Annotated in this window: 25 protein-coding genes; 12 read left to right on the top strand and 13 right to left on the bottom strand. The window is 40.1% G+C overall.

The features are described from left to right. Positions 1 to 12: 12 nt before the first annotated feature. From POD11_RS11295 to murI, 5 genes are all read left to right on the top strand, one after another. Positions 13 to 1,425: an amino acid permease gene (locus POD11_RS11295; RefSeq protein ID WP_016142696.1), complete on the top strand. Its 1,413-nt coding sequence runs from the start codon at positions 13 to 15 to the stop codon at positions 1,423 to 1,425. Positions 1,426 to 1,476: 51 nt separating this feature from the next. Beyond that, a complete protein-coding gene (gene hutI / locus POD11_RS11290) occupies positions 1,477 to 2,682 on the top strand; it encodes an imidazolonepropionase (protein WP_262457224.1) in 1,206 nt (401 codons plus the stop codon). A 10-nt stretch (positions 2,683 to 2,692) separates the two neighbouring features. Continuing rightward, complete coding sequence (gene hutG / locus POD11_RS11285) at positions 2,693 to 3,613, top strand: formimidoylglutamase (RefSeq protein ID WP_262457223.1); 921 nt, start codon at positions 2,693 to 2,695, stop codon at positions 3,611 to 3,613. 251 nt (positions 3,614 to 3,864) lie between these two features. Then, positions 3,865 to 5,691 (top strand): DUF885 domain-containing protein, encoded by a 1,827-nt coding sequence (locus tag POD11_RS11280; RefSeq protein WP_262457222.1) that lies wholly within the window; start codon positions 3,865 to 3,867, stop codon positions 5,689 to 5,691. 115 nt (positions 5,692 to 5,806) lie between these two features. Continuing rightward, positions 5,807 to 6,607 carry a glutamate racemase gene (gene murI / locus POD11_RS11275; protein ID WP_262457221.1) on the top strand — a complete coding sequence of 267 codons (801 nt, stop codon included), beginning with the start codon at positions 5,807 to 5,809 and terminating at the stop codon, positions 6,605 to 6,607. An 85-nt stretch (positions 6,608 to 6,692) separates the two neighbouring features. Here murI and glmS read toward each other — a convergent pair whose 3' ends face one another. The 8 genes from glmS to POD11_RS11235 form a co-directional block, all read right to left on the bottom strand. Next, a complete protein-coding gene (gene glmS, locus POD11_RS11270) occupies positions 6,693 to 8,531 on the bottom strand; it encodes a glutamine--fructose-6-phosphate transaminase (isomerizing) (RefSeq protein WP_262457220.1) in 1,839 nt (612 codons plus the stop codon). Between the two features lie 12 nt (positions 8,532 to 8,543). Then, the gene (gene glmU, locus POD11_RS11265) at positions 8,544 to 9,908 is read right to left on the bottom strand and encodes a bifunctional UDP-N-acetylglucosamine diphosphorylase/glucosamine-1-phosphate N-acetyltransferase GlmU (protein ID WP_224992211.1); all 1,365 of its coding nucleotides are present in this window, start codon (positions 9,906 to 9,908) and stop codon (positions 8,544 to 8,546) included. A 16-nt stretch (positions 9,909 to 9,924) separates the two neighbouring features. Further along, a complete protein-coding gene (locus POD11_RS11260; protein WP_016142704.1) occupies positions 9,925 to 10,440 on the bottom strand; it encodes a phosphatidylglycerophosphatase A family protein in 516 nt (171 codons plus the stop codon). After that, positions 10,418 to 11,335: a thiamine-phosphate kinase gene (gene thiL, locus POD11_RS11255; protein ID WP_262457219.1), complete on the bottom strand. Its 918-nt coding sequence runs from the start codon at positions 11,333 to 11,335 to the stop codon at positions 10,418 to 10,420. The genes POD11_RS11260 and thiL overlap by 23 nt, the downstream gene beginning before the upstream one ends. 16 nt (positions 11,336 to 11,351) lie before the next feature. Further along, positions 11,352 to 11,801, bottom strand: coding sequence for a transcription antitermination factor NusB (gene nusB, locus POD11_RS11250; RefSeq protein WP_032054550.1), 450 nt, complete (start codon positions 11,799 to 11,801; stop codon positions 11,352 to 11,354). A 3-nt stretch (positions 11,802 to 11,804) separates the two neighbouring features. Continuing rightward, positions 11,805 to 12,275, bottom strand: a complete 471-nt coding sequence (gene ribH, locus POD11_RS11245; protein WP_002119264.1) for a 6,7-dimethyl-8-ribityllumazine synthase — start codon at positions 12,273 to 12,275, stop codon at positions 11,805 to 11,807. An 11-nt stretch (positions 12,276 to 12,286) separates the two neighbouring features. Beyond that, entirely contained in the window at positions 12,287 to 13,408 is a 1,122-nt protein-coding gene (gene ribBA, locus POD11_RS11240) for a bifunctional 3,4-dihydroxy-2-butanone-4-phosphate synthase/GTP cyclohydrolase II (RefSeq protein WP_016142707.1), read from the bottom strand. Between the two features lie 239 nt (positions 13,409 to 13,647). Beyond that, on the bottom strand, positions 13,648 to 14,955 hold the full coding sequence (locus POD11_RS11235) for a hypothetical protein (protein ID WP_224992208.1): 1,308 nt from the start codon (positions 14,953 to 14,955) through the stop codon (positions 13,648 to 13,650). Between the two features lie 59 nt (positions 14,956 to 15,014). Between POD11_RS11235 and serB the strand changes: the two genes are divergently transcribed. The 3 genes from serB to POD11_RS11220 all read left to right on the top strand — a co-directional run bounded on the left by serB (position 15,015) and on the right by POD11_RS11220 (position 17,715). Beyond that, on the top strand, positions 15,015 to 16,238 hold the full coding sequence (gene serB, locus POD11_RS11230; RefSeq protein WP_005078729.1) for a phosphoserine phosphatase SerB: 1,224 nt from the start codon (positions 15,015 to 15,017) through the stop codon (positions 16,236 to 16,238). 409 nt (positions 16,239 to 16,647) lie between these two features. Beyond that, complete coding sequence (gene aciT / locus POD11_RS11225; protein ID WP_002119105.1) at positions 16,648 to 16,983, top strand: ciprofloxacin tolerance protein AciT; 336 nt, start codon at positions 16,648 to 16,650, stop codon at positions 16,981 to 16,983. 252 nt (positions 16,984 to 17,235) lie between these two features. Then, positions 17,236 to 17,715 (top strand): SCP-2 sterol transfer family protein, encoded by a 480-nt coding sequence (locus POD11_RS11220; RefSeq protein ID WP_262457218.1) that lies wholly within the window; start codon positions 17,236 to 17,238, stop codon positions 17,713 to 17,715. Between the two features lie 43 nt (positions 17,716 to 17,758). Here POD11_RS11220 and dtd read toward each other — a convergent pair whose 3' ends face one another. Beyond that, positions 17,759 to 18,202 carry a D-aminoacyl-tRNA deacylase gene (gene dtd / locus POD11_RS11215; RefSeq protein ID WP_032005029.1) on the bottom strand — a complete coding sequence of 148 codons (444 nt, stop codon included), beginning with the start codon at positions 18,200 to 18,202 and terminating at the stop codon, positions 17,759 to 17,761. Positions 18,203 to 18,370: 168 nt separating this feature from the next. Between dtd and pncB the strand changes: the two genes are divergently transcribed. The 3 genes from pncB (at position 18,371) to asd (ending at position 21,429) form a co-directional block, all read left to right on the top strand. Beyond that, positions 18,371 to 19,585 carry a nicotinate phosphoribosyltransferase gene (gene pncB / locus POD11_RS11210; protein WP_262457217.1) on the top strand — a complete coding sequence of 405 codons (1,215 nt, stop codon included), beginning with the start codon at positions 18,371 to 18,373 and terminating at the stop codon, positions 19,583 to 19,585. Positions 19,586 to 19,732: 147 nt separating this feature from the next. Continuing rightward, positions 19,733 to 20,581, top strand: coding sequence for a sulfurtransferase (locus tag POD11_RS11205; protein WP_262457251.1), 849 nt, complete (start codon positions 19,733 to 19,735; stop codon positions 20,579 to 20,581). Beyond that, on the top strand, positions 20,578 to 21,429 hold the full coding sequence (asd, locus tag POD11_RS11200; RefSeq protein WP_262457216.1) for an archaetidylserine decarboxylase: 852 nt from the start codon (positions 20,578 to 20,580) through the stop codon (positions 21,427 to 21,429). The genes POD11_RS11205 and asd overlap by 4 nt, the downstream gene beginning before the upstream one ends. Before the next feature lie 142 nt (positions 21,430 to 21,571). Here asd and POD11_RS11195 read toward each other — a convergent pair whose 3' ends face one another. Beyond that, the gene (locus tag POD11_RS11195; protein WP_262457215.1) at positions 21,572 to 22,333 is read right to left on the bottom strand and encodes an AcfC family putative adhesin; all 762 of its coding nucleotides are present in this window, start codon (positions 22,331 to 22,333) and stop codon (positions 21,572 to 21,574) included. Between the two features lie 237 nt (positions 22,334 to 22,570). Here POD11_RS11195 and POD11_RS11190 point away from each other — a divergent pair, with 237 nt between their 5' ends. Continuing rightward, entirely contained in the window at positions 22,571 to 23,767 is a 1,197-nt protein-coding gene (locus tag POD11_RS11190) for a lysophospholipase (protein ID WP_262457214.1), read from the top strand. Positions 23,768 to 23,836: 69 nt separating this feature from the next. On the opposite strand, the gene phoR is transcribed toward POD11_RS11190, so the two are convergent. The 3 genes from phoR to POD11_RS11175 all read right to left on the bottom strand — a co-directional run bounded on the left by phoR (position 23,837) and on the right by POD11_RS11175 (position 26,841). Continuing rightward, entirely contained in the window at positions 23,837 to 25,195 is a 1,359-nt protein-coding gene (gene phoR / locus POD11_RS11185) for a phosphate regulon sensor histidine kinase PhoR (RefSeq protein WP_068564604.1), read from the bottom strand. 9 nt (positions 25,196 to 25,204) lie between these two features. Further along, the gene (phoB, locus tag POD11_RS11180; RefSeq protein ID WP_000650776.1) at positions 25,205 to 25,915 is read right to left on the bottom strand and encodes a phosphate regulon transcriptional regulator PhoB; all 711 of its coding nucleotides are present in this window, start codon (positions 25,913 to 25,915) and stop codon (positions 25,205 to 25,207) included. Between the two features lie 254 nt (positions 25,916 to 26,169). After that, positions 26,170 to 26,841, bottom strand: coding sequence for a TetR/AcrR family transcriptional regulator (locus tag POD11_RS11175; RefSeq protein ID WP_262457213.1), 672 nt, complete (start codon positions 26,839 to 26,841; stop codon positions 26,170 to 26,172). Between the last annotated feature and the right edge of the window lie 41 nt (positions 26,842 to 26,882).

The following is a 26,882-nucleotide window of genomic DNA, read 5'->3' as shown; positions in this document are numbered from 1 at the left end:
TTGGAGATTATAATGTCACAAAACTCCACACTACAGCGGGGTTTAAACACCCGCCATATTCGTTTCTTGGCATTGGGCTCAGCAATTGGAACTGGGCTTTTCTATGGTTCGGCAACTGCCATTAAAATGGCAGGGCCTTCAGTTTTACTTGCGTATATCGTTGCAGGGATTGCAATTTATATCGTTATGCGCGCATTGGGTGAAATGGCTGTCCATAATCCCGTCTCTGGCTCATTCAGCCACTATGCATCACAGTACATTGGGCCTTTGGCTGGCTTTACGACAGGCTGGACTTATGTCTTTGAAATGGTAATTGTTGCGATTGCCGATGTGACTGCTTTTGGTATTTATATGGGGTTCTGGTATCCCGATGTACCACGGTGGATCTGGATTTTATCCCTGATTATGTTCTTGGGTGCAATTAACCTGATTCACGTTAAAGTCTTTGGTGAACTCGAGTTTTGGCTTTCTATTGTCAAGGTGAGTGCGATTGTTGCCATGATTTTAGGTGGAATAGGCTTAATGTTCTACGGTTTCCATGCTGACCATAGCAGTGTAGTTCCGGGGATTCAAAACTTGTGGATTTATGATGGCTTTATGCCGCATGGGATTGCAGGCTTGGTTGCATGTTTATCTGTGGTTGTATTTGCGTTCGGTGGTATCGAAATTATTGGTATTACGGCAGGTGAATCACAAGACCCGAAAACAACTTTGCCAAAAGCGATTAATGCTGTTCCAGTACGTATTTTACTTTTCTATGTATTGACCATTTTTGTTTTGATGTCGATTTTCCCATGGAATCAAATTGGTAGCCAAGGTAGTCCATTTGTACAAATTTTTGAAAATCTAGGAATTCCATCTGCTGCGCATATTTTAAATATGGTGGTGGTGACCGCCGCGATCTCGGCAATTAATAGTGATGTGTTTGGTGCTGGCCGTATGCTTTATGGCATGGCAAATCGTGGTCAAGCGCCTCGAGTTTTTCAGAAATTATCACGTAATGGCGTGCCGTGGATGACCGTAGTGGTTATGGCTGGTGTGCTATTAATTGGTGTCGTGCTGAATTACCTGATTCCTGAAAATGTGTTCATGATCATTGCGTCGATTGCAACTTTCGCAACCGTTTGGGTGTGGCTCATGATTTTACTTTCGCAAGTCGCAATGCGCCGTAAGTTATCTACTGCTGAAATTAAGGCACTGGATTTCCCTGTATGGGGTTGGCCATATGCACCTGCATTTGCGATTGGTTTTATGGCGTTCATTTTAGTCATGATGGGGTATTTCCCAGATTCACGTCCTGCAATTTATGTAGGAATCACTTGGCTTGCTCTGTTAACAATTGCTTATCGCATTTGGGTAAAGCCAGAGCAAAGCTTGGGAAAGGAAAGTAATCCTATCCAGCAAAATGTTGAGATAGAAAGCTAACAAATGAACTGCCCAATGGTTGAACTATTGGGCAGTTTTGAGGAAGGGCTAATGAAAAAACTTTGGCAAAATTGCCACATTGCGACCATGCAAAATGGGCAATATTCCTACATTGAAGATGCTGCAATTGTCACAGAAGGGCATCTCATTCACTGGATTGGAAAACAACAACAACTTCCTACCGATACTTATTCCGAAACAGTTGATTTAAAAGGTGCTTGGGTAACCCCAGGGTTTATCGACTGCCATACGCATAGTGTATTTGGTGGCAACCGTAGTGTTGAGTTTGAAAAGCGCTTACAAGGCGTGAGCTATGCTGAAATTGCAGCAAGCGGTGGCGGTATTGCAAGTACAGTGCGTGCAACGCGTGAAGCAAGCGAAGAACAACTATTAAAATCAGCACTTAAACGTATTCGCTGTATGCAGCAAGATGGTGTAACCACCATTGAGATTAAGTCTGGTTACGGACTCAACTACGAAAACGAGCGCAAGATGCTACGTGTGATCCGTCAAATTGGTGAAGCTTTACCAATGACGGTTAAAAGCACGTGTTTAGCTGCGCATGCTTTACCGCCAGAGTACAAAGACCAAAGTGATGCTTATATCGAACATATCTGTACAGAAATGCTGCCTAAACTGCATGCTGAAGGTTTAGTCGATGCAGTAGATGCATTCTGCGAGCATTTAGCATTTTCACCTGCTCAGGTTGAACGCGTTTTTAAAATGGCACAATCATTGGGTTTGCCCGTTAAGCTTCATGCTGAGCAGCTCTCATCGCTAGGTGGTTCAAGCTTGGCAGCGCAGTATCATGCTTTGTCGGCTGACCATTTAGAATACATGACCGAAGATGATGTCAAAGCCATGGCAGAGTCGGGCACGGTTGCAGTGTTACTACCGGGTGCCTTTTATTTATTACGTGAAACACAATACCCACCAATTGAAAGTCTCATTAAGCATGGCGTCCGTATTGCGCTGTCGAGTGATTTAAACCCGGGTACATCTCCAGCACTTTCTTTACGTTTAATGCTCAATATGGGCAGCACACTTTTCCGCTTAACGCCTGAGCAAGCATTAGCTGGTGTCACCATTCATGCGGCACAAGCACTTGGTTTAGAACAAACGCACGGCAGTCTAGAGCAGGGCAAAGTCGCTGACTTTGTGGCTTGGGATATTGAGCATCCATCTGAAATTGTTTACTGGCTGGGCGGAGATTTGCCTAAGCGAGTCGTTCAGCATGGACAAGAAGTTATTTTTTAAACGGTGTCACATGAATCACACATTTAAATGGCAAGGTCGTCATGATGGCGAGGGTGAAGCACACCAACGTATTCACCATATTATGAATAAAACTCAACATGCCGAATTTGCGTTGATTGGTTTTAGCTCTGATGAAGGCGTGAAGCGTAACAAAGGCCGAGTCGGTGCTGCCGATGCACCAGATGCAATTCGCACACAACTTGCCAATTTACCCATTCATTGTCCAGTCAGTATGGTCGATTTGGGTACAGTGACCTGTGAATATGGCAACCTAGAGCAAGCCCAAACAGAGTTGGCTGAGCAAGTCGCAAATAGTCTGCAAAATGATTTAAAACCGATTGTACTTGGTGGTGGACATGAGGTTGCATTTGGCAGCTTTAGCGGTCTGTTCCAATATGTACAAGCTCACGCGCCAGATAAAAAAATAGGCATTATTAATTTCGATGCCCATTTCGATTTGCGTGAAGCAGAGCATGCAACTTCTGGAACACCTTTTTTACAAGCAGCGCGACTTTCAGAACAGCATCAAAAACAATTTAATTATTTATGTATTGGGGTCGCTAACCATGCCAATACTAAAGTTTTGTTTGATACAGCCGATGCTCTAAATTGTTCATATTTACGTGATCATGAGATTAATATTTTTAACCTGAATAACGTGCTCGCGGCGATAGATGCTTTTATTGAAAAAGTAGACTGTTTGTACGTTACAATTGATTTAGATGTCTTCGCGGCTGCGGTTGCACCGGGGGTCAGTGCACCAGCTGTAAAAGGAATTGATTTAGCCACTTTTGAAGCAATTTTTAAGCATATTCAAGAGACTGGAAAAATCAAACTTTTAGATATTGCCGAGTGCAATCCAAAATTTGATTTGGACAACCGAACAGCAAAACTGGCTGCATATATTGTTTATCAATATTTGTTTTCTTGAGAAACAATTTTTAATGTAAAAATTAAAAAGTGCACTGAGATCGATCATGTGCGCTTTTTTTGGTTTCTGGATTATTATAGTCAGATACGGAATATAGATAGCAACTATAAATAATTTAATTAAAAAGAAAATTAATTTATAAAATCATTGAGTTAAAAAATACTCGATTTTTACACCATTTTATATGCTGCTTGGCACGTAATTTGTTTTGTCTTTATTTTAACCTTCGTTAAATATTTCTGGATAATTAAATGAAAAACAGATCCTTACATTTTGCTTGTATCAGTGTTTTATTTTGGATGTCTCATTCTTCTGGTGCTGCAACCCCCGAAATAAATACAAATACCGTCGAAAAATCACAATCTAAACAAAACAGTGATGTCTCTGTTCGGGTGAAAGCTTTAAACCAGCTTTTACAAGAACAGTGGGAATATACTTTGAAAAATAACCCTGAAATTGCAACGACTCTAGGAGATTTACGCTACAACAATCGTTGGACCGAGGTTTCAAAAAATCAGATCGAGAAAGATAAAAAAACTACTCAAAATTTTTTAAAACGTTTTGAAGCAATTGATAGCACAGGATTTTCAGCAACTGATCAATTAAATAAAGATTTAATGATTTATCAGTTGAAAGAGACACTTAAAAGTTATGATTTGAAATTGTATGAGATGCCTTTCAATCAAATGTGGGGGCTACATTTACAATTTCCGGGATTTATTAGTTCGATTCCATTTGATAATGCTAAGCAATATCAAGACTATATTTCTCGTTTAAAACAAATCCCTCTTATTTTTGATCAAGGGATTCAGTTAGCGAAACAAGGACAAAAAGATGGCTTGATGCCACCCAAATATTTAATTGAAAAAGTGGCAAAGCAGATTAATAGCATTGCAACTCCAGCAGGGAAGGACAGTGTTTTTGCTTCTCCATTAAAGCAATTTCCAAAAAACATTTCTAAAGCAGAACAAGAGCGTTTAAGCCGTGAAATCTTACAGGCCATAGATCAGTATGTTCGCCCCGCTTATCAAAAACTTGGCACATTTATTCAGAAAGATTACTTACCCTATGGACGACAACACGAGGGTATATGGAGCTTGCCAAACGGTGACGAGCTCTATCGTTTTTATGTAGAAAATAATACAACAACCTCAGAAAGCCCTGAAAATATTCATCAGCTCGGATTGAAAGAAGTTGCTCGTATTGAAGCGGAAATGCTGAAAATTGCCAAAGCACAAGGTTTCAAAGACTTAAAAAGTTTCCAACAATCTTTAAAAACAAATCCTGCGGTTTTCCCAAAATCTCGTGAAGAAATTTTAGAGATTTATCGTGGGTATATTGCCCAAATGCAACCCGAGTTGCCGAAGCTGTTTGGTTTATTACCCAAAAATAAAGTCGAAGTTTTGCCTGTAGAGCAATATCGAGAAAAAGAAGCGGCAGGAGCGGAGTATCACCAAGGCACGCCTGATGGTTCACGTCCCGGACAGGTGTATGTAAATACTGGTGACTTCTCTGAACGTTCCAAAATATCAATGGAAGCGACTGCTTACCATGAAGCAATTCCCGGCCACCATATGCAGATTGATATTGCCCAAAACCTGCCAAATTTACCGATGTTCCGAAAGCAACCCAACCACACCGCCTACATTGAAGGATGGGCACTTTACGCAGAGCAATTGGGTAAAGATGTGGGTTTTTATAAAGACCCGCTTTCAGATTATGGAAGGCTCTCAAGTGAGTTGTTCCGTGCTTGTCGTTTAGTGGTGGACACTGGTGTGCATTATAAAAAATGGACCCGCCAGCAAATGATTGATTTTATGCGTGAACACTCAGCTTTAGATGAGCCTGATATTCAGGCAGAGGCCGACCGCTATATTGCTATTCCTGCACAAGCATTAGCTTACAAGATGGGCCAACTCAAAATTTTAGAGCTACGGGAATTAGCAAAACATGAGCTTGGAGATCGTTTTGATATCAAAGCCTTCCACGACATAATCTTAAACGCAGGAACATTGCCTTTAAATATATTGGATGCACGTATTAAAAATTGGATTAAGGAACAAAAAGCGGCAACTTAAAATAAAATTCGAAATTTAGGTCAGGTCCTCGTTGGGCCTGATTTAAAAACCAATAGAAAACAGAATATAATTATAAAAAATATAGTTTCTTTTAGAATTTTAAATTGGAAAAATAATGAACCAGAAGAATAACCCGATTGGAATGATTGACTCTGGTTTAGGCGGGTTGTCTCTCTTTAAGCATATTCGGCAGGCGCTTCCGAATGAAGATATTATTTATTTTGCAGACTCAAAATATGTGCCTTATGACGACAGAGAAAGTGACTGGATTGTTTCACGAACCACGCATTTAATTTCAAATCTAGTTAATCATGGCAAATGTAAAGCGATCGTGATTGCTTGTAACACCATGACGGCTGTAGCGATTGAAACGATTAGAGCACAAATTAATGTGCCACTGATTGCGATAGAACCAGCGGTAAAACCAGCAGTGGCAATCACACAAAGTAAGCACATTGCTGTTTTGGCAACAGCCACTACGGTGAAGGGTAAAAACTTAAAAAGTTTAATTGAAACGTATGCGCAAGATATTAAAGTCTCTTTAGTGCCGTGCATTGGCTTAGCCGAAAAAATTGAAACGGGTAAAGCGCATACAGCGGAAGTTAAGGATTATTTAAAAAATATTTTAGCGCCGTTGGTCGAGCAAAAAGTCGATACGATTATTTTAGGATGCACACATTATCCGTTTGTTTCAGATACGATTCAGGAAATTGTTGGTCGTGATATTCAAATTATTGAGCCTTCGGAAGCAGTTACCGCACATTTAATGCGCCAATTAAATACATATGATTTAAGTTCTGAAAGTCCAAATGAAGGGAATCATATTATTTGGACCAGTTCAGACCCGTTGGAAGTTGCAGACGTTACTTTTTCTTTGTTATCTGAGAAATTGTCTGTAAAAGCAGTAGAACTATAAAAAGCCCGATATGCATTAATACATATCGGGCTCTAATCAATCAGTTATTAAAGCAAGTGATGCCTTAATAATGACCTTTTTTGAATTACTCTACAGTTACTGACTTCGCCAAGTTACGTGGCTGGTCAACGTCTGTACCACGTAAAACAGCAACGTGATAAGACAACAACTGAACTGGTACGCTATAAACGATTGGTGCAAGCCATTCGTTTACTGCTGGAATATGCACAACGTGTTGACGGTCTTTTCCACTGATTCCGCTATTTTCATCAGCGAAAACGAATAATTCACCACCACGTGCCTGAACTTCTTCCATATTTGATTTTAGCTTATCAAGCATTTCATCATTTGGAGCAAGAATTACGATCGGCATTTCATTATCAACAAGTGCTAATGGGCCGTGTTTTAACTCACCAGCTGCATAGCCTTCTGCATGAATATATGAAATTTCTTTTAGCTTTAATGCGCCTTCCAATGCGATTGGATAATTCGTACCACGGCCTAAGAATAAGCAGTGATTTTTTTCAACGAATAATTCAGACAAACGCAAAATTTCTGGATCATGTTTAAGCGTATCAAGAATAACTTTCGGGCTGTGCCATAACTCACGTGTAATTTCTTCAAGAAGAGCAGGGCTAATACGTTGTTTCACTTGACCAATTTTCAAGATTAACAACATAAGCGCAGCGAGCTGAGTCGTGAACGCTTTAGTTGAAGCAACACCAATCTCAGGACCAGCAAGCGTCAATAAGTGATGATCAGTTTCACGAACCATTGAAGACGTAGCAACGTTACAGATAGTCAAAGTCTGAATATCGATATTGTTTGCTTTCGCACGCTTTTGAGTTTCACGTAGTGCAGCTAAAGTATCAGCAGTTTCACCTGACTGAGAAATACAAATATAAAGTGTATTTTCAACAATTACAGGAGTGCGATAGCGGAATTCGCTTGCGATTTCAACTTGGCAAGGCACGCCAATCAGTTGTTCAAACCAATATTTCGCAATCATTCCTGAATGGTAACTTGTACCACACGCAATGATTTGTACACTTTGAATTTTGTTGAAATCTGCATCAGCATTTTTCAAAAAATCATCACGTAAGCTATTGCCATCAAGCGCTTGAGAAATCGTTTGCTTGATTGCTTCTGGTTGCTCATAAATTTCTTTGAGCATGTAGTGCTTGTATTCACCTTTTGATGCACTGCTTACGGTTGCATCAAGCTCTCGCACTGGGCGTTCAACGCGTTCGCCATTTGCAAATACTTCAATTGAAGTACGAGTAAGACGTGCAATATCGCCTTCGTCTAGGTACATAAAGCGGTTAGTCACTGGTAAAAGTGCAAGTTGGTCTGAACTAATAAAGTTTTCACCAATACCTACACCAATCACGAGTGGTGAACCTTCACGTACAGTAATCAGTTCATCTGGATAATCGCTATGGATAATACCTAACGCATAGGCACCTTTAAGCTGCGGTACAACAGTTTCGACAGCTTCTAAAAGGCTATCTGTGCTTTTTAGTGCTTCAGCAACTAAGTGTGCAACAACTTCAGTATCTGTTTGAGAAGTAAAAACGTAACCTAAAGCTTGAAGGTCGTCTTTTAATTCTTGGTAGTTTTCAATAATACCGTTATGTACAACAGCCACCTTACCAGACATATGCGGGTGGGCATTATTTTCAGTTGGTTTACCGTGCGTTGCCCAACGTGTATGTGCAATCCCGATAGCCCCTGTAAGCTGGTGTTCAGCAACTGCATCGGCAAGATTGATTACTTTACCTACACGACGCTCACGTAAAATTTGTTGGTTATTCAGTAAAGCAACACCCGCAGAATCATAACCGCGGTATTCAAGACGTTTTAAACCTTCAATTAAAATCTCGGTTACACAACGTTCTGCAACGCCTCCGACGATACCACACATACTTCAATCCTCTTATTTTTTAACCTTTTGGGGACGTTGATAATTTGCTTTTGAAATTTGTTGCGCACGTTCAAAGGAGAGACTTTGTTCGGCTACATCTTTCGTAATCACAGAACCCGCACCAACTGTAGCGCCATTCCCAATAGTCACCGGAGCAACCAGCGAGCTATTAGAACCGATAAAAACGGCATCGCCAATAGTGGTTTTGTGTTTATTTGCACCGTCATAATTACAAGTAATCGTACCTGCCCCAATGTTTGATTCAGCACCGATTTCTGCATCACCTAAATAGGTGAAATGGTTAGCTTTACTACCCAATCCAATCGTTGTGTTTTTAACTTCCACAAAATTGCCAATATGTACTTCATTTGCCAATTTAGCGCCTGGGCGTAAGCGTGCAAATGGTCCAATTTGAGCATTTTCACCGACAACAGCACCATCAAAAACGCTATAAGCCTGAACTTTAGTGCCTGCTGCAATTTTGGTGTTCTTTAAGATACAACCAGCGCCGATTTCGACAAAATCGCCCAGTTCGCAGTCACCTTCAATAATCACATTGACGTCAATACGAACGTCATGTCCGACTTTCACTGAACCACGTAAGTCAAAGCGTGCAGGGTCTGCAAAAGTTACGCCTTGTTGCATAAGCTCTTTTGCTTGCTGTTGTTGGAACTCACGTTCAAGTGCAGCAAGTTGCAAACGGTCATTGACGCCTTCAACTTCAAATGCGAGTTCTGGTTGAATAGATGCGATTTCTAGTCCATCTGCAACAGCCATTGCCACGATGTCGGTTAGGTAATATTCGCCTTGCGCATTTTCATTTGAAAGTTTAGGCAACCACTCATGAAGTTTTGCGTTGCTAACACAGTAAATACCGGTGTTGATTTCTTGAATCTGGCGCTGAGCTTCTGTTGCATCTTTATGCTCAACAATCGCTTGAATCTTGCCTTCTTGACGAACGATACGACCATAACCTGTTGGATTATCGACATGTAAAGTAATCATGCCAATACCCGTTTTACTTGATTCTTCAACAAGTTGCTCGAGTGTTGTTTGACGTACTAAAGGCACATCACCATAAAGAATTAATGAAATACCGTCTTTAGGAAGTACGGGTAAGGTCATTTGTACTGCATGGCCTGTACCTAATTGTTCTGCTTGTTCAACCCATTCAATATTTTCTTGTGAAAAAGTTTGTTTGACGTGGTCACCACCATGTCCATAAATCGTAATAATATTTTCTGCGAGTATTTTTTTTGCTGTTTGAATGACATGTCCTAAAAGTGGGCGACCCGCTAAAGGTTGTAGTACTTTAGGAAGCTGAGAACGCATACGCGTTCCTTTGCCTGCAGCAAGAATAATGACGGTAGTTGACATGAATAACTCTAATGATTTAACTCAAATGGATAATAATTAGTGTACAAAGAGCAGCCCATACACCGGCAATAATATCGTCAAGCATAATACCAAAACCACCATGCACTTGACGATCAATAACGCGTATAGGCCAAGGTTTCCAAACATCGAAAATCCGAAATAATATAAATCCCCCGATCACCCACATCCAATTCATTTGTTGTAAATAAAGCAGAGGAAGAAAGGTAATAGATTGACCTGCAAATTCGTCCCACACAATTCGACCATCATCGTGTACATCTATAACTTTTGCAGTTTGACCACAGATATAAATCCCGACCAATGACATGATGAGGATGGCGATCAAGCTTAAGTGAAAGCCAAGCGATAACCAGATTGGAACGAAGAGTAGGGCAAAGGCAGAGCCAAAAGTACCGGGAGCTTTAGGTGCGAGACCAGATCCGAAACCAACTCCACAGAAAACGATGCAGCGGTTGAACCAAGACATGTCCTTAAAATGAATCGGTGGCTTATGCAAAGTGTTGGTATCCATGAATTTGCAATGGGTAATCTGAACCCAAATGCTCAAAAGTTAGTTGTGTTTTTTCAACGATCTCTCCGATCATTGTAATCTTAATGTCTAGTTGTTTTTGCAAAAGTTTTTCATAATTTTGCGGTGTTATTGTAAAACATAATTCGTAGTCATCGCCACCAGCGAGTGCATATTGCCAACGTTGCTGTTCCGGTAGTTCTTGTAGTGTTGAATCAGTCGGTAATTTTTCTAAAAATAATCGGGCACCGACCTTTGACGCTTTTAAAATATGACCTAAATCTTGGGCTAATCCATCCGAAATATCAATCATACTTGAAGCTAATCCCTTTAACTGTTGTCCAAGCTGACAACGTGGCGTCGGGTAGTCTAGTCTTTTTTGTAATGGATGACCTAGATGCTGTAAACCATAAGCTGCATCTCCAACTTGACCGCTCACACAAACATAGTCACCGACTTTTGCGCCCGAACGTAACACCGCTTGTCCAGCTTCAATCCAGCCCATAGCCGTCACGGTAATGGTCAGATGTGGACCTTGCGTCGTATCTCCACCAATAAGAGCAACCCCAAATTGATTACAGCAGTCGTAAATTCCCTGACTGAATCCTTTAAGCCATTCATGGTCAATGGTGGGTAGGCTGAGTGCAAGTAAAATACTATGCGGTTTTGCCCCCATTGCTGCAATATCTGAAAGATTGACAGCCACACTTTTCCAGCCAATTGCATGGGCAGAAGTATCAAGAGGGAAGTGACGTCCAGCAACGAGTGTATCTGCACAGATCACCAATTGTTGGTTTGCGGGAGGGGTAATTAAGGCTGAGTCATCTCCAATACCTAAGGTGACATCTGTATAAGATTGTCTGTTAAAGTACTGGTCAATAATAGAAAACTCAGCCATATCAACTTCAAACCTGTTAGTTTGCTTGTTGTTTTTCAGCACTACGTAGTGTTGAACTTAAACGATCTAGAACGCCGTTAATATATTTATGGCTATCTGCTCCACCAAAGTGTTTAGCGAGTTCAATAGCCTCATCTAGAACTACTCGGTAAGGTACTTCTAAATGATCACGTAACTCGTAAGCACCTAAGCGTAATGTTGCTAGCTCTACACCATCAAGTGCACTAAGTTCACGGTCAAGAACCGGAACAAGTAATGCATCAAGATCTTCGTGCTGTGCAATCACTTGTGTTAGCAGTTCGTGATAGTAGTTTAAGTCTACCTTGTGCATTGCATTTTCCGCACGGGTACGTGCTTCGATTTCATGTACAGGATTGTGACTCATTTGCCACTCATAAATACCTTGTACAGCAAAACGACGTGCTTTACGTTTTGCTGCATAAGCGGCTTGCAGTGTTTGAGACATGCTTTAAATTGCCTTTAATAAATTAACCATTTCAATAGCAGTTAACGCAGCTTCGCTACCTTTGTTTCCTGCTTTTGTACCTGAACGTTCGATGGCTTGCTCGATGCTATCAGTAGTTAATACACCATTGATGACAGGCAAGCTGCTTTCTAACGCGACTACACCTAAACCTTTTGCACATTCACCAGCAACGAAGTCAAAGTGTGGTGTGCTACCACGAATCACTGCGCCAAGTGCGATGATTGCATCAAATTGGTTTGATGTAGCTAATTTTTTAGCAACAATCGGGAGTTCCCATGCGCCAGGAGCATGAATAACAGTAATGTTATCTTCATTTACACCATGACGTTTTAATGTGTCGATTGCACCATCCAATAAGTGTTCAACAACAAAGCTGTTGAAACGACCCACTAAAATCGCATAACGACCTTCGCTTGCGAGATGTAATAAACCTTCAATACGGCGAATTGCCATAGCAACCTCGATTATTTCGTTGTGATTTGATCAGCAGTGACATATTCCACTACTTCTAAATTAAAGCCAGATAAAGCATTGAAACGTAATGGTGAGCTAAGAAGCTTCATTTTTTCAACACCTAAATCACGCAAAATTTGAGCACCTACACCAATGGTTTGATATTGATGTGAAAGTGCTGCATTGGATTTCACCGGTTTTGGCTTATTTAAATCATCCAACGCTGGTCCCAAGTCTTGCAAATGATCTTGTCCGATCCAGACTAAAACACCGCGATCACTCGCTGCAATCGTCTGTAGTGCACGGTCTAGATTCCACGCAGGTTCACCATCAGCTTTATTCAGCTTAAGTAAATCGCGAATTGGACTGAAACCATGTACACGTACTGTTGTAACACCTTCTTTTGGCTCGCCTTTAACTAAAGCCAAATGAATGTCCGGGTTACCAATCTCACGATAACGATAGAGTTCAAATGAACCATATTCTGTTTGAATGGTCTTTTGATCCAGACGTTCAACCGTTTGCTCATTGGTCATGCGGTAGTGAATCAAGTCCGCAATTGTACCAATTTTTAAGCCATGCTTCTCGGCAAAAATTTCTAAATCTGCACGGCGTGCCATTGTGCCATCTTCATTAATGATTTCACAAATGACAGAAGCCGGTTCAAGACCTGCTAAACGCGTTAAATCACAACCTGCTTCGGTATGACCTGCACGATGTAAAACACCACCTGGTTGTGCCATTAATGGGAAAATATGGCCAGGTTGTACGATATCAGTTGGTTTTGCATGCGCTGCGACAGCAGTTTGAATTGTATGTGCACGCTCTGCTGCTGAGATACCTGTTGTAATACCTTCAGCGGCTTCGATTGATAACGTAAAGTTAGTGCTATGTTGGGCACCGTTTTGGTCAACCATCAAAGGAAGGTTTAACTGTTTACAGCGCTCACGACTTAACGTTAGACAAACTAGACCACGTGCATGAGTAATCATGAAGTTAATATCTTCAGGACGAACATGCGTTGCTGCAATGACAAGATCACCTTCATTTTCGCGATCTTCGTCATCCATCAAGATAACCATTTTGCCTGCACGAATATCGGCGACAAGATCTTCAACACGACTCAGCGGCATTCGCTTTCACCTTTTTTTGTCGTAAGACAATTTCTATTTAATAAATTTTGCATAGTTTACGCTGTTTAGATAATTTTGCCTATGATTCTGATTTATCCAAATTTGTGACACTTAAGAATAGATCGAGATTTATTTATACAAATAAATCATAAAAAAAAGGAGGGGTTTTAAATAAAAGCTATGAATTTAAATAAAAAAACCTAGCCAAAAGGCTAGGTTCTGGTATGCGCAGTTATTTTTTATGAAGCTGCACTGCTTGGACTATCATTTTGTGGGATTGATTTTTTACCCATTAAAATTTCAGTCCGGATATTTTGAGCAAGTTCAGCACACTCTGCATTCATGCCATTGATCATAAATGCATGACGAGTCATCACATTGCTTGGGTTTGGCATTGCAACAAGTTGATAGCTGTCTTGAATCGCCTTGAGTTGATCATTCTCAAGATATAAAGCCGACTCTTTGGCATGAAGATGCTGTGCTAAACGTTGAGCAGCTTCTTTCGCATCAATTTGCATGGCTTCTACAGCGTTACACGTTGCACTACGAGTTTGCAGTGCGAAACGTTTATCTTCACGGTAACGTTTATATAAAACGTCAGAGAGTAGTTGGAAGACAGTTCCAATCATGAGCAGACACTCTACGGCATGCGTATGCGACGTTGAAATCGCAAGCGTCGCACCGTCGGCATTAAACTCGTCTACCACTTCAATATCGGTTAGCTTCAATTGGTAATGCTTAACGCACAACTCAATACTCTTGTTTAAAAAGAGCTGACAGAGTTTGAAATAAGGCACAGAAACAGATTGGTTAACACTGCTTAATAACTGTTTAGGGTCATAAAACTGGATATTGAGTGCCAAAGTATGTTGATCAACTGAATCTGAAGTTTTTTCAGTTTGTGGGCGAACCTTTGGTTTAGCTTTTGCTTGTTGCTGTGCTTGTGCAACCAACGTGACCGTATTTTGCTTTTCTAGAGCCAATGCTTGAGTTAACTGCTGAATTTCATGCTTCAAGCGGTTTTCTTCATTAATACGTGCCAAATATTCGCTACGGGTTGGACGAGCAATCGCGCGATAGGCAAGCCATAATAAAACATGCAAAAATAGTGAAGCTAAAATTGCAAGCCATTGTGTACGAAGAATTTCTCCAATACTTGGCTGGATCAGCGTAACTTCGATAGACCCTACTTTCTTTTCATTTTGAAGGGCATCACGAGCAAAAATCTCGCCTTGGCGGGTTTTTGAAATTCCGCTCGTTGCTAGAACCTGTTTGTTAGCATCAAGAATGCGAATAGACGCAACACTTGGATTGGTCGCATAGCGATTGGCAATCAGAGCTAAAGACACCGTATTGGCAGGTTCAAGCTCAGATAAGCTGTCTGCAACGAGCTGACTGGTCATGAGCTGACCTTGACTCGCACGGTTTTCATTAAGCTGGTGTGTCGTTGCAATGACCAATAAAAAGGTATGCAATGCAAAACTAACGATCAGTAGGCTAGCAAATAGCCCTTGTCTAGGCGCAATCAAGTTAAACTTCCAAGGCAATTATATTGAAATTCGATTATGATTCTTACAATAGTTGTCACTCAGACTAGAGTCAATTCATGCGAGAAATCATTCTTATATCCTTTTTAGGACCAGACCAACCAAACCAGTTTACCCGATTAATGCAAGTACTATCCGTACATTCATTGCAAATACTGGATGTAGGTCAGGCTGTTATTCATAATCAACTTACATTAGGCATTGTGGTCGCTTCTGATAATGAAACTGCGACCGCATTGGCAATGAAAGAGATTCTGATTTTAGCACATGATATTGGCTTAACAGTGCGCTTTAAACCAATCACGGGCGCAGAATACGATCAATGGGTAAGCGAAGGCGGCCGTACTCGTTATATCGTCACGGCTTTAGCCCCAGAACTCACTGCTGCACATTTACAAGCGGTTACACAAATTGTGTCTAGCCAAGGCTTTAACATCGAAACGGTAACGCGTTTATCAGGTCGTGTCGACTTTGAAAAGGATAGCGCATTCCCACGCCGTGCATGTGTACAGTTTGGTTTAAGTAGTGGCCCAACTTTAGATGCACAAGCTATGCGTGCTGCATGTTTACTTCTTTCAAGCGAATTAAATATTGATGTTGCTGTTCAAGAAGACAACGCTTATCGACGCAATCGCCGTTTAGTGTGTTTTGATATGGACTCAACCTTAATTGAGCAAGAAGTGATTGATGAGTTGGCGATTGAAGCAGGGGTAGGCGCTCAAGTTGCTGAAATTACTGAAAGAGCGATGCAAGGTGAGCTTGATTTTCAGCAAAGTTTCCGCGCACGTGTCGCATTATTAAAAGGGCTTGATGCCGCTGTTTTACCTAAAATTGCAGAGCGATTAACCATTACTGAAGGTGCAGAACGCCTGATCTCGACTTTAAAAGCACTTGGGTATAAAACGGCAATTTTATCAGGTGGATTCCAGTATTTTGCTGAATATTTACAAGGCAAACTGGGTATTGATGAAGTTCATGCCAATATCTTAGATGTGCAAGACGGTTTCGTAACAGGTGAAGTGAAAGGTGCGATTGTTGATGGTGCCCGTAAAGCTGAGCTATTACGCGAGCTTGCGAATAAAATGGGTATTTCTCTAGAGCAAGCGATGGCAGTAGGCGATGGCGCAAACGACTTGCCAATGCTTGCTATTGCGGGCCTGGGCGTTGCTTATCGTGCAAAACCATTAGTACGTCAAAATGCAAATCAAGCGATTTCAAGTGTGGGTTTAGATGGTGTACTTTATCTACTCGGTATGCATGACAAAGATTTAAATCGTGCTTAACCTATATGGATAAGCTTTAAGCGCTACTTCAGAGTAGCGCTTTTTTTATGCAGAATAGTCATAAAAACAAGCAAGTTATGACAGAATTTTGCACAGAAAAAAGGCAATAAAAAAAACTGAAAAAAACTTATTTTGATCCTTAAAAACAGCATATTTTTTTGTAATGACACGCCAGAATTGATGCCATATAGGGAATCGAACTTTTTGAATTTTACAAAAATGTAATGACAAAAGAATGTTGCGACAAAGTATGTCGCATTAAGAAAAAACGGGTCTTTTTTTCTAAAAAAAAACATACATAATGCATCCTAAGCTTCAACACAAATCATGAATTAAAGTTGTTTTTGGAATGAGGTCGGGTATTAAAGACCGAATGTTTTTAGACGTTTTCATTAAGACGGAGGTTTCTATGGTAACAGCGAATTTTGCCGCTATCGCCGGATTCAGCTTAATTGCTGTCGCGCTTGTTGCTGTTTTCTTTTCTCCTTACCGTCGTTGGCTTGGTTTTATGCTTGCAGGGATGTTCTTTTGGGGGCTATTGGAAGTGGTCCGTTTTGGAGTTCAAGTCACTTTTGAGATGCCAGTCACATATAGTTATTTAACTGCACTAAGTCTAGCGATGGTAATGGTTACATTTATTTTGTTACGTGAGGATAAACAAGCACAAAAGGCTTTGGCAAATCGCCAATATATAGAACACACGCCAGTATATGAAGATGATCAGCAGCAATGTTCTAGCCGATAATTAAATTGTTATCTAAAGGTAAAAAGGCATGCACAGCATGCCTTTTTCATTTACGAAACGTGATTTTTATTATACAAAGCATTTATTAAAAAATAGCCAGTTATGCTACGATAGATGTGTCTGTTGACGTTTCATCTAGATTGCGTTGTCAGCTAAAAAATTATCAATTGAGGCATAAAACATAAGCAATGGTATGGCCTTGCTAAGTTTTGCTCTAAAGTTTTCATAAAAATACAATAGGCGTGAATGTTCATGAAACTTTCTTCTATACCTGTAGTCAAGTTACCTCTCGTTGATGTCAGTACAGACCCGTTAGATTTATTGGTAGCAGGTTTAGTGCTGCGTATGAAGCAGTTGGCGCGTACTAGCCCTAAGTTTATTGAACTGATTCATGACCGTGCTTTCCGTATTCAGATCGGTACAGATTTAGGTGTTGCTCGCCAAATTATTATTAACAATGGTCACATCGATACAGTCGCTGGCTCACCTGAAAAAGCTGATTTTATTTTGCAATTTGCAGACAGTGAGCAAGGTGTAAAAACTTTGATCAAAGGTGACCCAACAGCATTTATGACGGGGATGCAAGAAGGCAGTATTAAAATGGAAGGTGACTTCAGCCTATTGGTATGGTTTAACCAAGTTGCTAAGCTCATTCCACCTAAGTTACCAAAACCAGTAAAAGATAAAGTACGTCAGGCGCGTGCTTTTATTAAAGAGAAAACTGGTCGCTAATATCCAGCTATAAAAAACTCCCGTTTTGGGAGTTTTTTTATATTTATGCTTCAACTTCCAGATTGAATGTCACTGGACCATCATTTATTAAATGTACTTTCATGTCAGCAGCAAATATTCCAGTTTGAACTTTTTCAAATTGAGAATGCGCATATTCAACCAATTGCTCGTATAAAGCTTTTGCGTCGCTAGGTGGCATTGCTGGACCAAAATCTGGACGTAATCCCTTTTGTGTTTGTGCCATCAAGGTAAATTGTGACACAAGCAGGATTCCACCATTTGCTTGAGATACATTCCAGCCCATTTTGCCTTGCTCATCATCAAAGATTCGATATTTCAAAATCTTATCAATAAGCTTTTGGCCAATAGCCAAAGTATCATCTCGGCCAATGCCTAAAAACACCAGTAGGCCGTGTTGGATTTCGCCTGTAGTTTCACCGTCTACGACCACTTTGGCTTCAAGAACTCGTTGTATTAAAGCGCGCATAGTTAAAGCAAATTTCTATAATTAATTGAATTAATGTAGTTTAGCAGAATTTAAATTAAATGATTTTTAAAAGGAAATTTCATGGAACTGCAACAATGGTATAAAACCTCGCAATTCATCCATAAAAATATGCTTTAATGCTAAGAAGCAAGCGAATAATCATTGACTATGTCTCCAATTATCCATTCTTTACTAGATACAGACTTGTACAAATTTACGATGCTACAAGTGGTTTTGCATAAATTCCCGCAAACACATAGTGTCTATCATTTTCGTTGCAGAAACTTAGAAGATACAGTTTATCCGTTAGTGGATATTTTGGATGACTTAAACGAGCAACTCGACCATTTATGTAATCTCAAATATAAAGAAGACGAGCTACAATATTTACGAAAATTACGATTTATTAAAAGTGACTTTGTCGATTATTTAGAATTATTCCAACTCAAACGACGTTTTATTCAGGCAAGTATTGACGCGGAAGGCCGACTAGATATTCATATTGAAGGACCAATGGTCCAAGCTATGATGTTCGAGATTTTCGTTCTGGCTATTGTAAACGAATTATATTTTAGCCGTATCAAAACAGATCAAGTTTGGGCTGAAGGCGAACGCCGTTTACAAGCAAAACTCGAATTGATTCAGCAATATGAAAAGTCTCAACATCCGAATGACCCACCGTTTTTAGTTTCTGATTTTGGTACGCGTCGTCGTTATAGCTTTGCATGGCAAAAACATGTCGTAGCAGCTTTTCATAAAACTGTACCAAATGTGTTCCGTGGTACAAGTAATGTATTACTGGCTAAAGAGCTTAACATTACACCAATTGGAACCATGGCTCATGAATTCCTACAAGCGTTTCAGGCGCTTGATGTCCGCTTACGTGATTTCCAAAAAGCTGCTTTAGAAACATGGGTGCAAGAGTATCGTGGAGATTTAGGAATTGCCCTAACTGATGTGGTGGGGATGGACGCCTTCTTACGTGATTTTGACCTGTATTTTGCCAAACTATTTGATGGTTTGCGTCATGACAGTGGTGACCCGTATGAATGGGGTGATAAGGCTTATGCGCACTACCGTAAATTAAAAATTGATACCAAAACCAAAATGCTGACCTTTAGTGATGGTCTTAATTTGCCAAAGGCATGGGAGTTGCATCAATACTTTAAAGATCGTTTTCAGGTGAGTTTTGGTATTGGAACTAACCTAACCAATGATATGGGCCAAAAGCCGCTCAATATTGTGTTGAAACTTGTTGAATGTAATGGTCAGTCTGTTGCGAAAATCTCTGACAGTCCAGGTAAGACCATGACTGATAATGATACGTTCTTGGCCTATTTACGTCAGGTTTTTGAAATCGAAGAACTTGAAGAAGTGGTTTAAGTAAAAAGTAGTCTCGCTATTTTTTATTTTTAAAAGTGAGAATGCTGATATCTGATTTTCTGCTAAAGCGTAGCAGAAAATCAGAGTTTGTTAGATATATGCTTATGCTAATATGAAATTAAGCTGGTATAAAAAGAAACCATGACGATGATACTCCCTGATTTTAAACTCGGTTTATTAATAGAAGCAGAAGAGTTAGTGCCTTATTTAGGCAATGAATTTATTCGCGTTGTAGATTTGAGCCGTGCATCGGTTTATGAACAACTTCATGTTCCACATGCCATTCACTTACAACCAAAATGGTTGGTAGCTCAACATGAAGAAGCTACTGGTGTTTTGCCGGATGAAGCGGGCTTACAAGCACTGATTGAAAAATTGAATATTTCACCTAATCATCATGTTGTGGTCTATGACGATGAAGGCGGAGCATGGGCTGGGCGTTTAATCTGGAATTTGCATTGCTTAGGATTCACCCGTACCAGTTTAATTAATGGCGGTATCCATGCATGGTTAGGAGCAGGGCTACCAACCACAGCAGAAGTCGAAAAAGTTTCTCCTGTTGCAGACTTAATTCAGATTGATTTATCGCATGCTGCTCAGTTCCGAGTGAACTATGAAGAGCTGCGCAAACAAGTTGAGCAAGAAAATGTGCAATTGTGGGATTGCCGCACGAGTGATGAATATAGTGGTGTCCGTTTAGCAGCGCGACGCGGCGGTCACATTCCAAATGCTCTCCATTTTGAATGGAGTACTGCACTTAATCGTGAAAATCATCTAAAATTGCATCCGCTTGAACGCACGCGGCAGCGCCTTGAACAACTGGGGTTTGATTTACATCAACCTGTAGTTGTGTACTGCCAGTCACATCACCGTTCCGGTTTGGCCTATATTCTGGCTAGACTCTTGGGCTGGGAAGCAAAAGCCTATGATGGTGCGTGGAGTGAATGGGGCAATCGCCTCGATAGTCCTATTATTACTGGAGAATCACCGTCGTGAGTTTCACATCTCGATTAAAAAAAGAATTATTTATTAAGGCACAAAATCTTGTACCACAGCATCAATTGAGCCGTGTGATAGGTAAAGTGGCGGCGAGTGAAAATCCAGTTGTGAAAGCCGCTGTTATTCATGCATTTAAAACCAAATATGGGATTGATTTATCAATCGCTGAACAAGGCAATGCATTGAAATATAAATCTTTTAATGACTTTTTTACCCGTGCATTAAAAGAAGGTGTACGTCTAGTTGATGAAAATGCAGATAGCATCGTGTCTCCAGCAGATGGTGCGATTTCCCAAATTGGTAAAATCACTGCGGGTGAAGTATTTCAAGCCAAAGGCCAAAGCTTTTCTGTAGAGAAACTCATTGGTGATCCACAGCTTGCTCAGCCATTCCAAGACGGTGAGTTCGCTACAGTTTATTTGTCACCGCGTGATTATCATCGTGTGCATATGCCTTTTGCAGGGACATTAACAGAAACGTTATATGTACCCGGCGAGCTATTTTCGGTAAATCAAGTCACTGCGGAAAATGTACCGGGTTTATTTGCTCGTAATGAACGTATGGTGTGTTTGTTTGATACTGAACTTGGCCGTATGGCGGTTGTTTTAGTGGGTGCAATGATTGTTGCTGGTATTGAAACTGTGGCAACAGGTAAAGTGAAACCTTCAGGTCGTATCGAATTACAGCATCATCAGTTAAAGCTAGAAAAAGGTGCTGAGCTTGGACGTTTTTATTTAGGTTCTACCGCAGTTATATTATTTGAAAAAGATAAGATCGAATGGGAACAACGTTTTAAAGCTGAGTCTGTGGTTGTAATGGGCGAGCGCATGGGTCATACAGTTTAATCACTTTTATAGCCTGTATAATACAAATAAGCCCTGAATTTAATTATTCAGGGTTTATTTTTTTAATACAAAAATTAAGTCGTTATTATATTCAACTTAAAAACGAATATATTCTAGATAGAGCCGAAATAATAATTTTAAATTATTTAGTCCAACCATATTTTTTGAAAATAATATTACCTTGCTGAGACGATAAGAACTCTACAAAACGTTTCGCTTCAGCATCTTTTAAACTATGTTTTGTTAATGCTACACCTGTATCGCGATAGACAACTAGCTCTGGCTCGATAGGGATAATTTGCCCTACGTCTGGGTTACTAATTCCCCAAATATTAAAGACTAGCCAAGCATCGTAGCTGCTATTTTCTTCCCAATTTTTCTTGGCAATACCTGTGTTGGCAGCGTAGGTGACAATATTTTTTCGAAAAGATTTTGTTAATTGAATATTTCCGGTTCTACCCGCAATATCCTCCCACATACCGACTTGACCTGCACCATGCGTAACTAAAACTTTAACACCGGGTTTAGTGAGATCCTTAAATCCTTTAATATTTTTAGGATTTCCTTTTCTCACTAAAATCGCTGCGGGACGTAAATATAAAGGTTCCACCGAGTCTTTTATAATTTGTTCAGAAAAAGCATTTTCAAAATCAGACATCATCGCCTCGGAACCACTATAGATCACATCGGCATCTAATTTCGCTTTATCAGACCATTGAGAAGTTGGGCCGGAAGTCACATGGACTGCTATCCCCGTTTTTTTGGTGAATTGTTTGGCAGCTTCTTTCATTGCTGGGGCTGGGCCACCAGGACCATAGACTTGTATGTCTGCAAAGCTATGGATAGGTAGAGAACCGAGAATAAGACAAATCAGGTACGGTATAAATTTATATTGTTTTGACATTTTAATCACTATCGTAATTAAGAAAATATCAGCATATATTTTTTATTATTTAAATGGGATTAATTTTTTGCAACTATATTTATACTAGATATTCTTAAAAGTTTTTTTATCAAATTTCAGCAATAATATTCAAAGTATTTAGTTATTGAATATAAATATAGATAATTTTATGGTAATTTATATTTTATAAATTAATTATTTAAATAGATGTAATATTAATAATAGAGGAGTAATCCCTTGATTAGAAAAAGTAATTCTTTTTTAAAAATTTTATTTAGCAGTGCTTGTTTGGTGTCAGGTTCTGCTATGGCTGCTCCAATTACAGATTTGGGTAAGCAAATTGTGAGCGAAAAACCGGGTTCAATACTCTCTATAGAACAACAAAAAGTGACGGATTTATTTCCTCATGCCGATCAACGTTTGTTAGTCAATTATCGTAGTCGAGGTATTCAGAACGAACCCATCGTGGCATCGGCTTTTATTTTATTACCGAAAGGAACACCACCAAAAAATGGCTGGCCGATACTTGCTTGGGCACATGGCACGACAGGAGTTGCTGATACCTGTGCACCTTCGGGTGATTATGTTGGTGGACCAGTTCATACATATCAAGAAGTTGCTTCTAAAGCTTTAGATGGTTGGTTGGCACGTGGCTATGCAGTTGTCGCACCTGACTATCAAGGCTTAGGTACTTTAGGTGCACATCCTTATATGAATGCAAAGAGCCAGCTACATACGGTGGTCGATGCTGTGCGGGCATTACATGTGCTTAAGCCTAAAGATTTTAATAAACAGTGGTTGGTAATGGGGCATAGTCAGGGTGGAGCTGCGGCAATTACAGTGGCGACTTATGGTCAGAAAGATGCTCCCGAATTAGATTTAAAAGGAGCGATTGCACTTGCTCCGGGTGGTTATCAATATGAAGGCATTGCAGAATATGTGTTGAGTCACCCAAATCCAGAACCTAGTGTAGCCGCATTTTTCCCAATTGTGTTGTTGGGAGCACAAGCAGCGGAGCCAAGTATTGTTCCTGAAAATTTAGTTAGTCCAGAAATGAACACGGTGCTGACTCAAGCACGTAGTCGCTGTTTATCTGAACTCCAATCTGATTTGAAGAAATCGCCTTCGAGCATATTTCGACCTGATGCAGACTTAAAACCTCTTTTGGCTTATCTAAAACAACAGTCCATTGAAAATATGGTGCCTACTGTACCGTTAATGATTGTTCAAGGTTCTAAAGATCATTTAGTCGACCCTAGAGGGACATCAGCTTATTACCAACAGTTATGTAAATTAAAAAAACCAACTATCTATCAAACAATTGATGGCGGAGATCATCGCGATGCATTGCGCCAGAGCAATACGTTTGCCACTAGTTTTTTAAACGTAATTGAGAAAAATCAGAGCAAATCGTATTGCTCTAATTTTAAGTAAATTGGTTTTAACTAATACAAAAAAGCCGACTTTTCATAAGTCGGCTTTTTATATGTACGGGGGATAATTTTAAGTCATGTTATATAGTCTTTCTTTTGGAAAAACTGCGGTAAATGTTGATCCTTCGTTTTCTTTAGACTGCACATCTAAATACGCGCCGTGTTGCATCAGCACGTGTTTTACAATCGCAAGACCTAAACCTGTACCACCTGTTTGGCGACTACGGTCACTGTCAACTCGATAGAAGCGTTCAGTTAGTCGTGGCAAATGCTTAGGGTTAATACCAATACCTGTGTCTTGTACACTAAAGTAAGCATGTTCGCCATCGTCGTGCCAGCCAATCGTAATCGTTCCACCTTTTGGTGTGTACTTGATGGCATTGGTAATTAAATTACTAAATGCACTGGCAATTTCCATGTCAGAACCAATCAAGTCACAGTGGCTATCAATATGTAAATTGAGCGTATGTCCATAATCGGCATTGTAGGCCTGAGCATCATCAAAGAGTTGATTCATTAAGCTCGGCATTTCAATAATCTGATTTTTCGCAATTTTCTTATTATTTTCTAAATTTGATAACAGCAGTAAATCATTCACCAAAGCATTCATACGCTTAGTTTGAGACTGCATCTGATCAAACGCACGTTTCCAGCGTGGACTAATATCTTCCTGATCGGTAAACGTTTCGATGTAACCACTGAGTACGGTTAGCGGGGTACGAAGTTCATGAGAAATATTATCGACGAAGTCTTTACGCATTTGCTCAAGGTTGTGCATGCGAGTCACATCGTAAGCGACTAATAAACGACTTTCTCCACCAAATCTTGTGAGTTTAACCTGCACATAGCGGTCATCATCAAAATTTGAGTGAAGCTTAATCCCGTCGGGTGCCTGATCAATATTGTTAAAATATTCAATAAAGGTTGGCTGACGTAAAATCGTTAATAAGTTACGACCACGGTCGAGAGGACTGATTCCTAACAAACGTTCAGCTGCAGGGTTCCACCATTCGATTTGATGTTGGTCATCAATGAGTACAACCGCTTCAGCAAGCGCAACTAATGAAGACTGTGCTCGGTCAATTAAACCGACCATTTCGGCCTGAACAATTCGTTCTTGGCGCTGAGCACGGTAGACGTTAAATAATAATGCCCCCCAAATCCCATTAAGATTTGGAGGAACGTCATAAGGTTTATTTGCAATCCAGTCATTGACCAGATATAAAGAACGCAACTGGAGTGTAAAAAACACCACAAAGGCGATAAAAATACAACTCCAGAAATACCCGACACCTAAACCGACTAAACCGGCAATAATTAGAAAAAATAATAAAAGCCGTAAATCTTGTTTGGCAAACGTCCATAAACTACTGTAGCGAGAAAGCTTTTGTTCACGTACCTGTTCAGGGACGGGGTAGGGTTCATACATAAATCTTGGTTAACCTGCGGCTAAATCTGCACGTGTAGAGAAACGGTAGCCAGTTCCACGTACGGTCTGAACAAATCGGTCAACACCAAAAGGTTCTAGTACTTTACGCAAACGACGGATATGCACATCGATAGTGCGGTCTTCAATATATACATTACCGCCCCATACTTGATCGAGCAACTGGGCACGCGTATATGCACGCTCTGGATGGGTCATAAAAAACGCAAGTAAGCGATATTCAGTTGGACCCATATCTAAAATACTGTTACCAAAGCTAACACGCTGGCTCACAGGATCAAGAATTAAACCATTGGCATCAATTGTTTTTTCACCACTTAATGCATTAGCACGACGCAGGACCGCCTTAATACGTGAAACCAGTTCACGTGTTGAAAAAGGCTTAGTCATGTAGTCATCTGCACCCGCGTCAAGACCTTGTACTTTGTGGTCTTCTTCTCCGCGAGCGGTGAGCATAATCACTGGAATTTCTGCTAGGTTCTCATCGCGTTTTAAGCGGCGACATAAATCGACACCGCTTACGCCTCCAGGTAACATCCAATCAAGCAAGATAAGCGCCGGACGTTGGTCGACGATAATTTGATGAGCCTGTTTGGCATCTTCTGCCTGTAAACATTGAAAGCCTGCCATGTCCAAAGAAGTATGGATCATTTCGCGAATAGGAAGCTCATCATCGACAATTAAAATGTAGTCATCTTTCACAACGCAATATCCTATAGATTTAACGGTGAACCGTTTTGTAGTTATGACAGGCTTATTACAAAGATTAATTATGACAATTTCATTGCAGAAAAGTCTATAAAATTGAATTTAGCAATAATTTGTGACAAAACCAAGGCAAAGGTATGACCAAATTATGACATATAACTTAGAGAATTCTTAAAAACATTCAATAAGTTACTATATTAAAGGTTTAACTGGTTTGTCCCATTTATAGCTGTCAAAAAACTTTAATATTATTTTGAAACTTGCGCTAATAAAGATAAGAAAACGATACGGCATGCGGTTAAAACCTGTTCAAGAGACTGCTTAAACCCTCCCATGACCCATCGAATCGCAATTTGAGTGACATATCCATTCAAACCAGTTGCGATTAAAGAGAGCTCATTTTCATGGTGTTGAATTTGGGGCATGGTCAGCATAACGAAGGCCTGAATCATGCGATCAAATTGCGCGAGTGTTTCTTGAATAGTGGCTTGATTATGTAATTCTTGTACCAAAACAGCATCGACATAGACAATGCGAGCTAATCTTGGGTCATCTTTTAAGGTAGTCAGCAGTGCTCTTAAACCTGCATCAACCATTTTTTCTGGATCGGGTGCAGCTTTAATCACGGCTTGCATCAGATTTTGCTGTAATTCTTCAATCATTTTTAAAAAGATGGTTTGGAATAAATCTTCACTCTTCTTAAATGATTCATAAAAATAACGTTCTGTGAGTTTTGCCTCTTGGCAGACATCTTTTACCGTTACTGAAAAAAAACCGAGCGTTCCGTAGGTCGCAATGCCTGCTTCAATCAGTTTTTCGCGGCGTGCTTCTTTACGTTCAGATAGAGATAAACCTTTGAACTGACGTTCTTTACTCACACTTTTTGTTTTCTTTTTACTGGTTGAGTCGTTAGTCGTCATAAATAAGTCGTTTCCTAATTTATAGGTTTTGGCCAAATATG

It is taken from the genome of Acinetobacter sp. P1(2023), from assembly GCF_028367635.1.
GTDB lineage: Bacteria > Pseudomonadota > Gammaproteobacteria > Pseudomonadales > Moraxellaceae > Acinetobacter > Acinetobacter pittii_E.
This window is presented reverse-complemented; position numbering and strand designations above follow the sequence as displayed.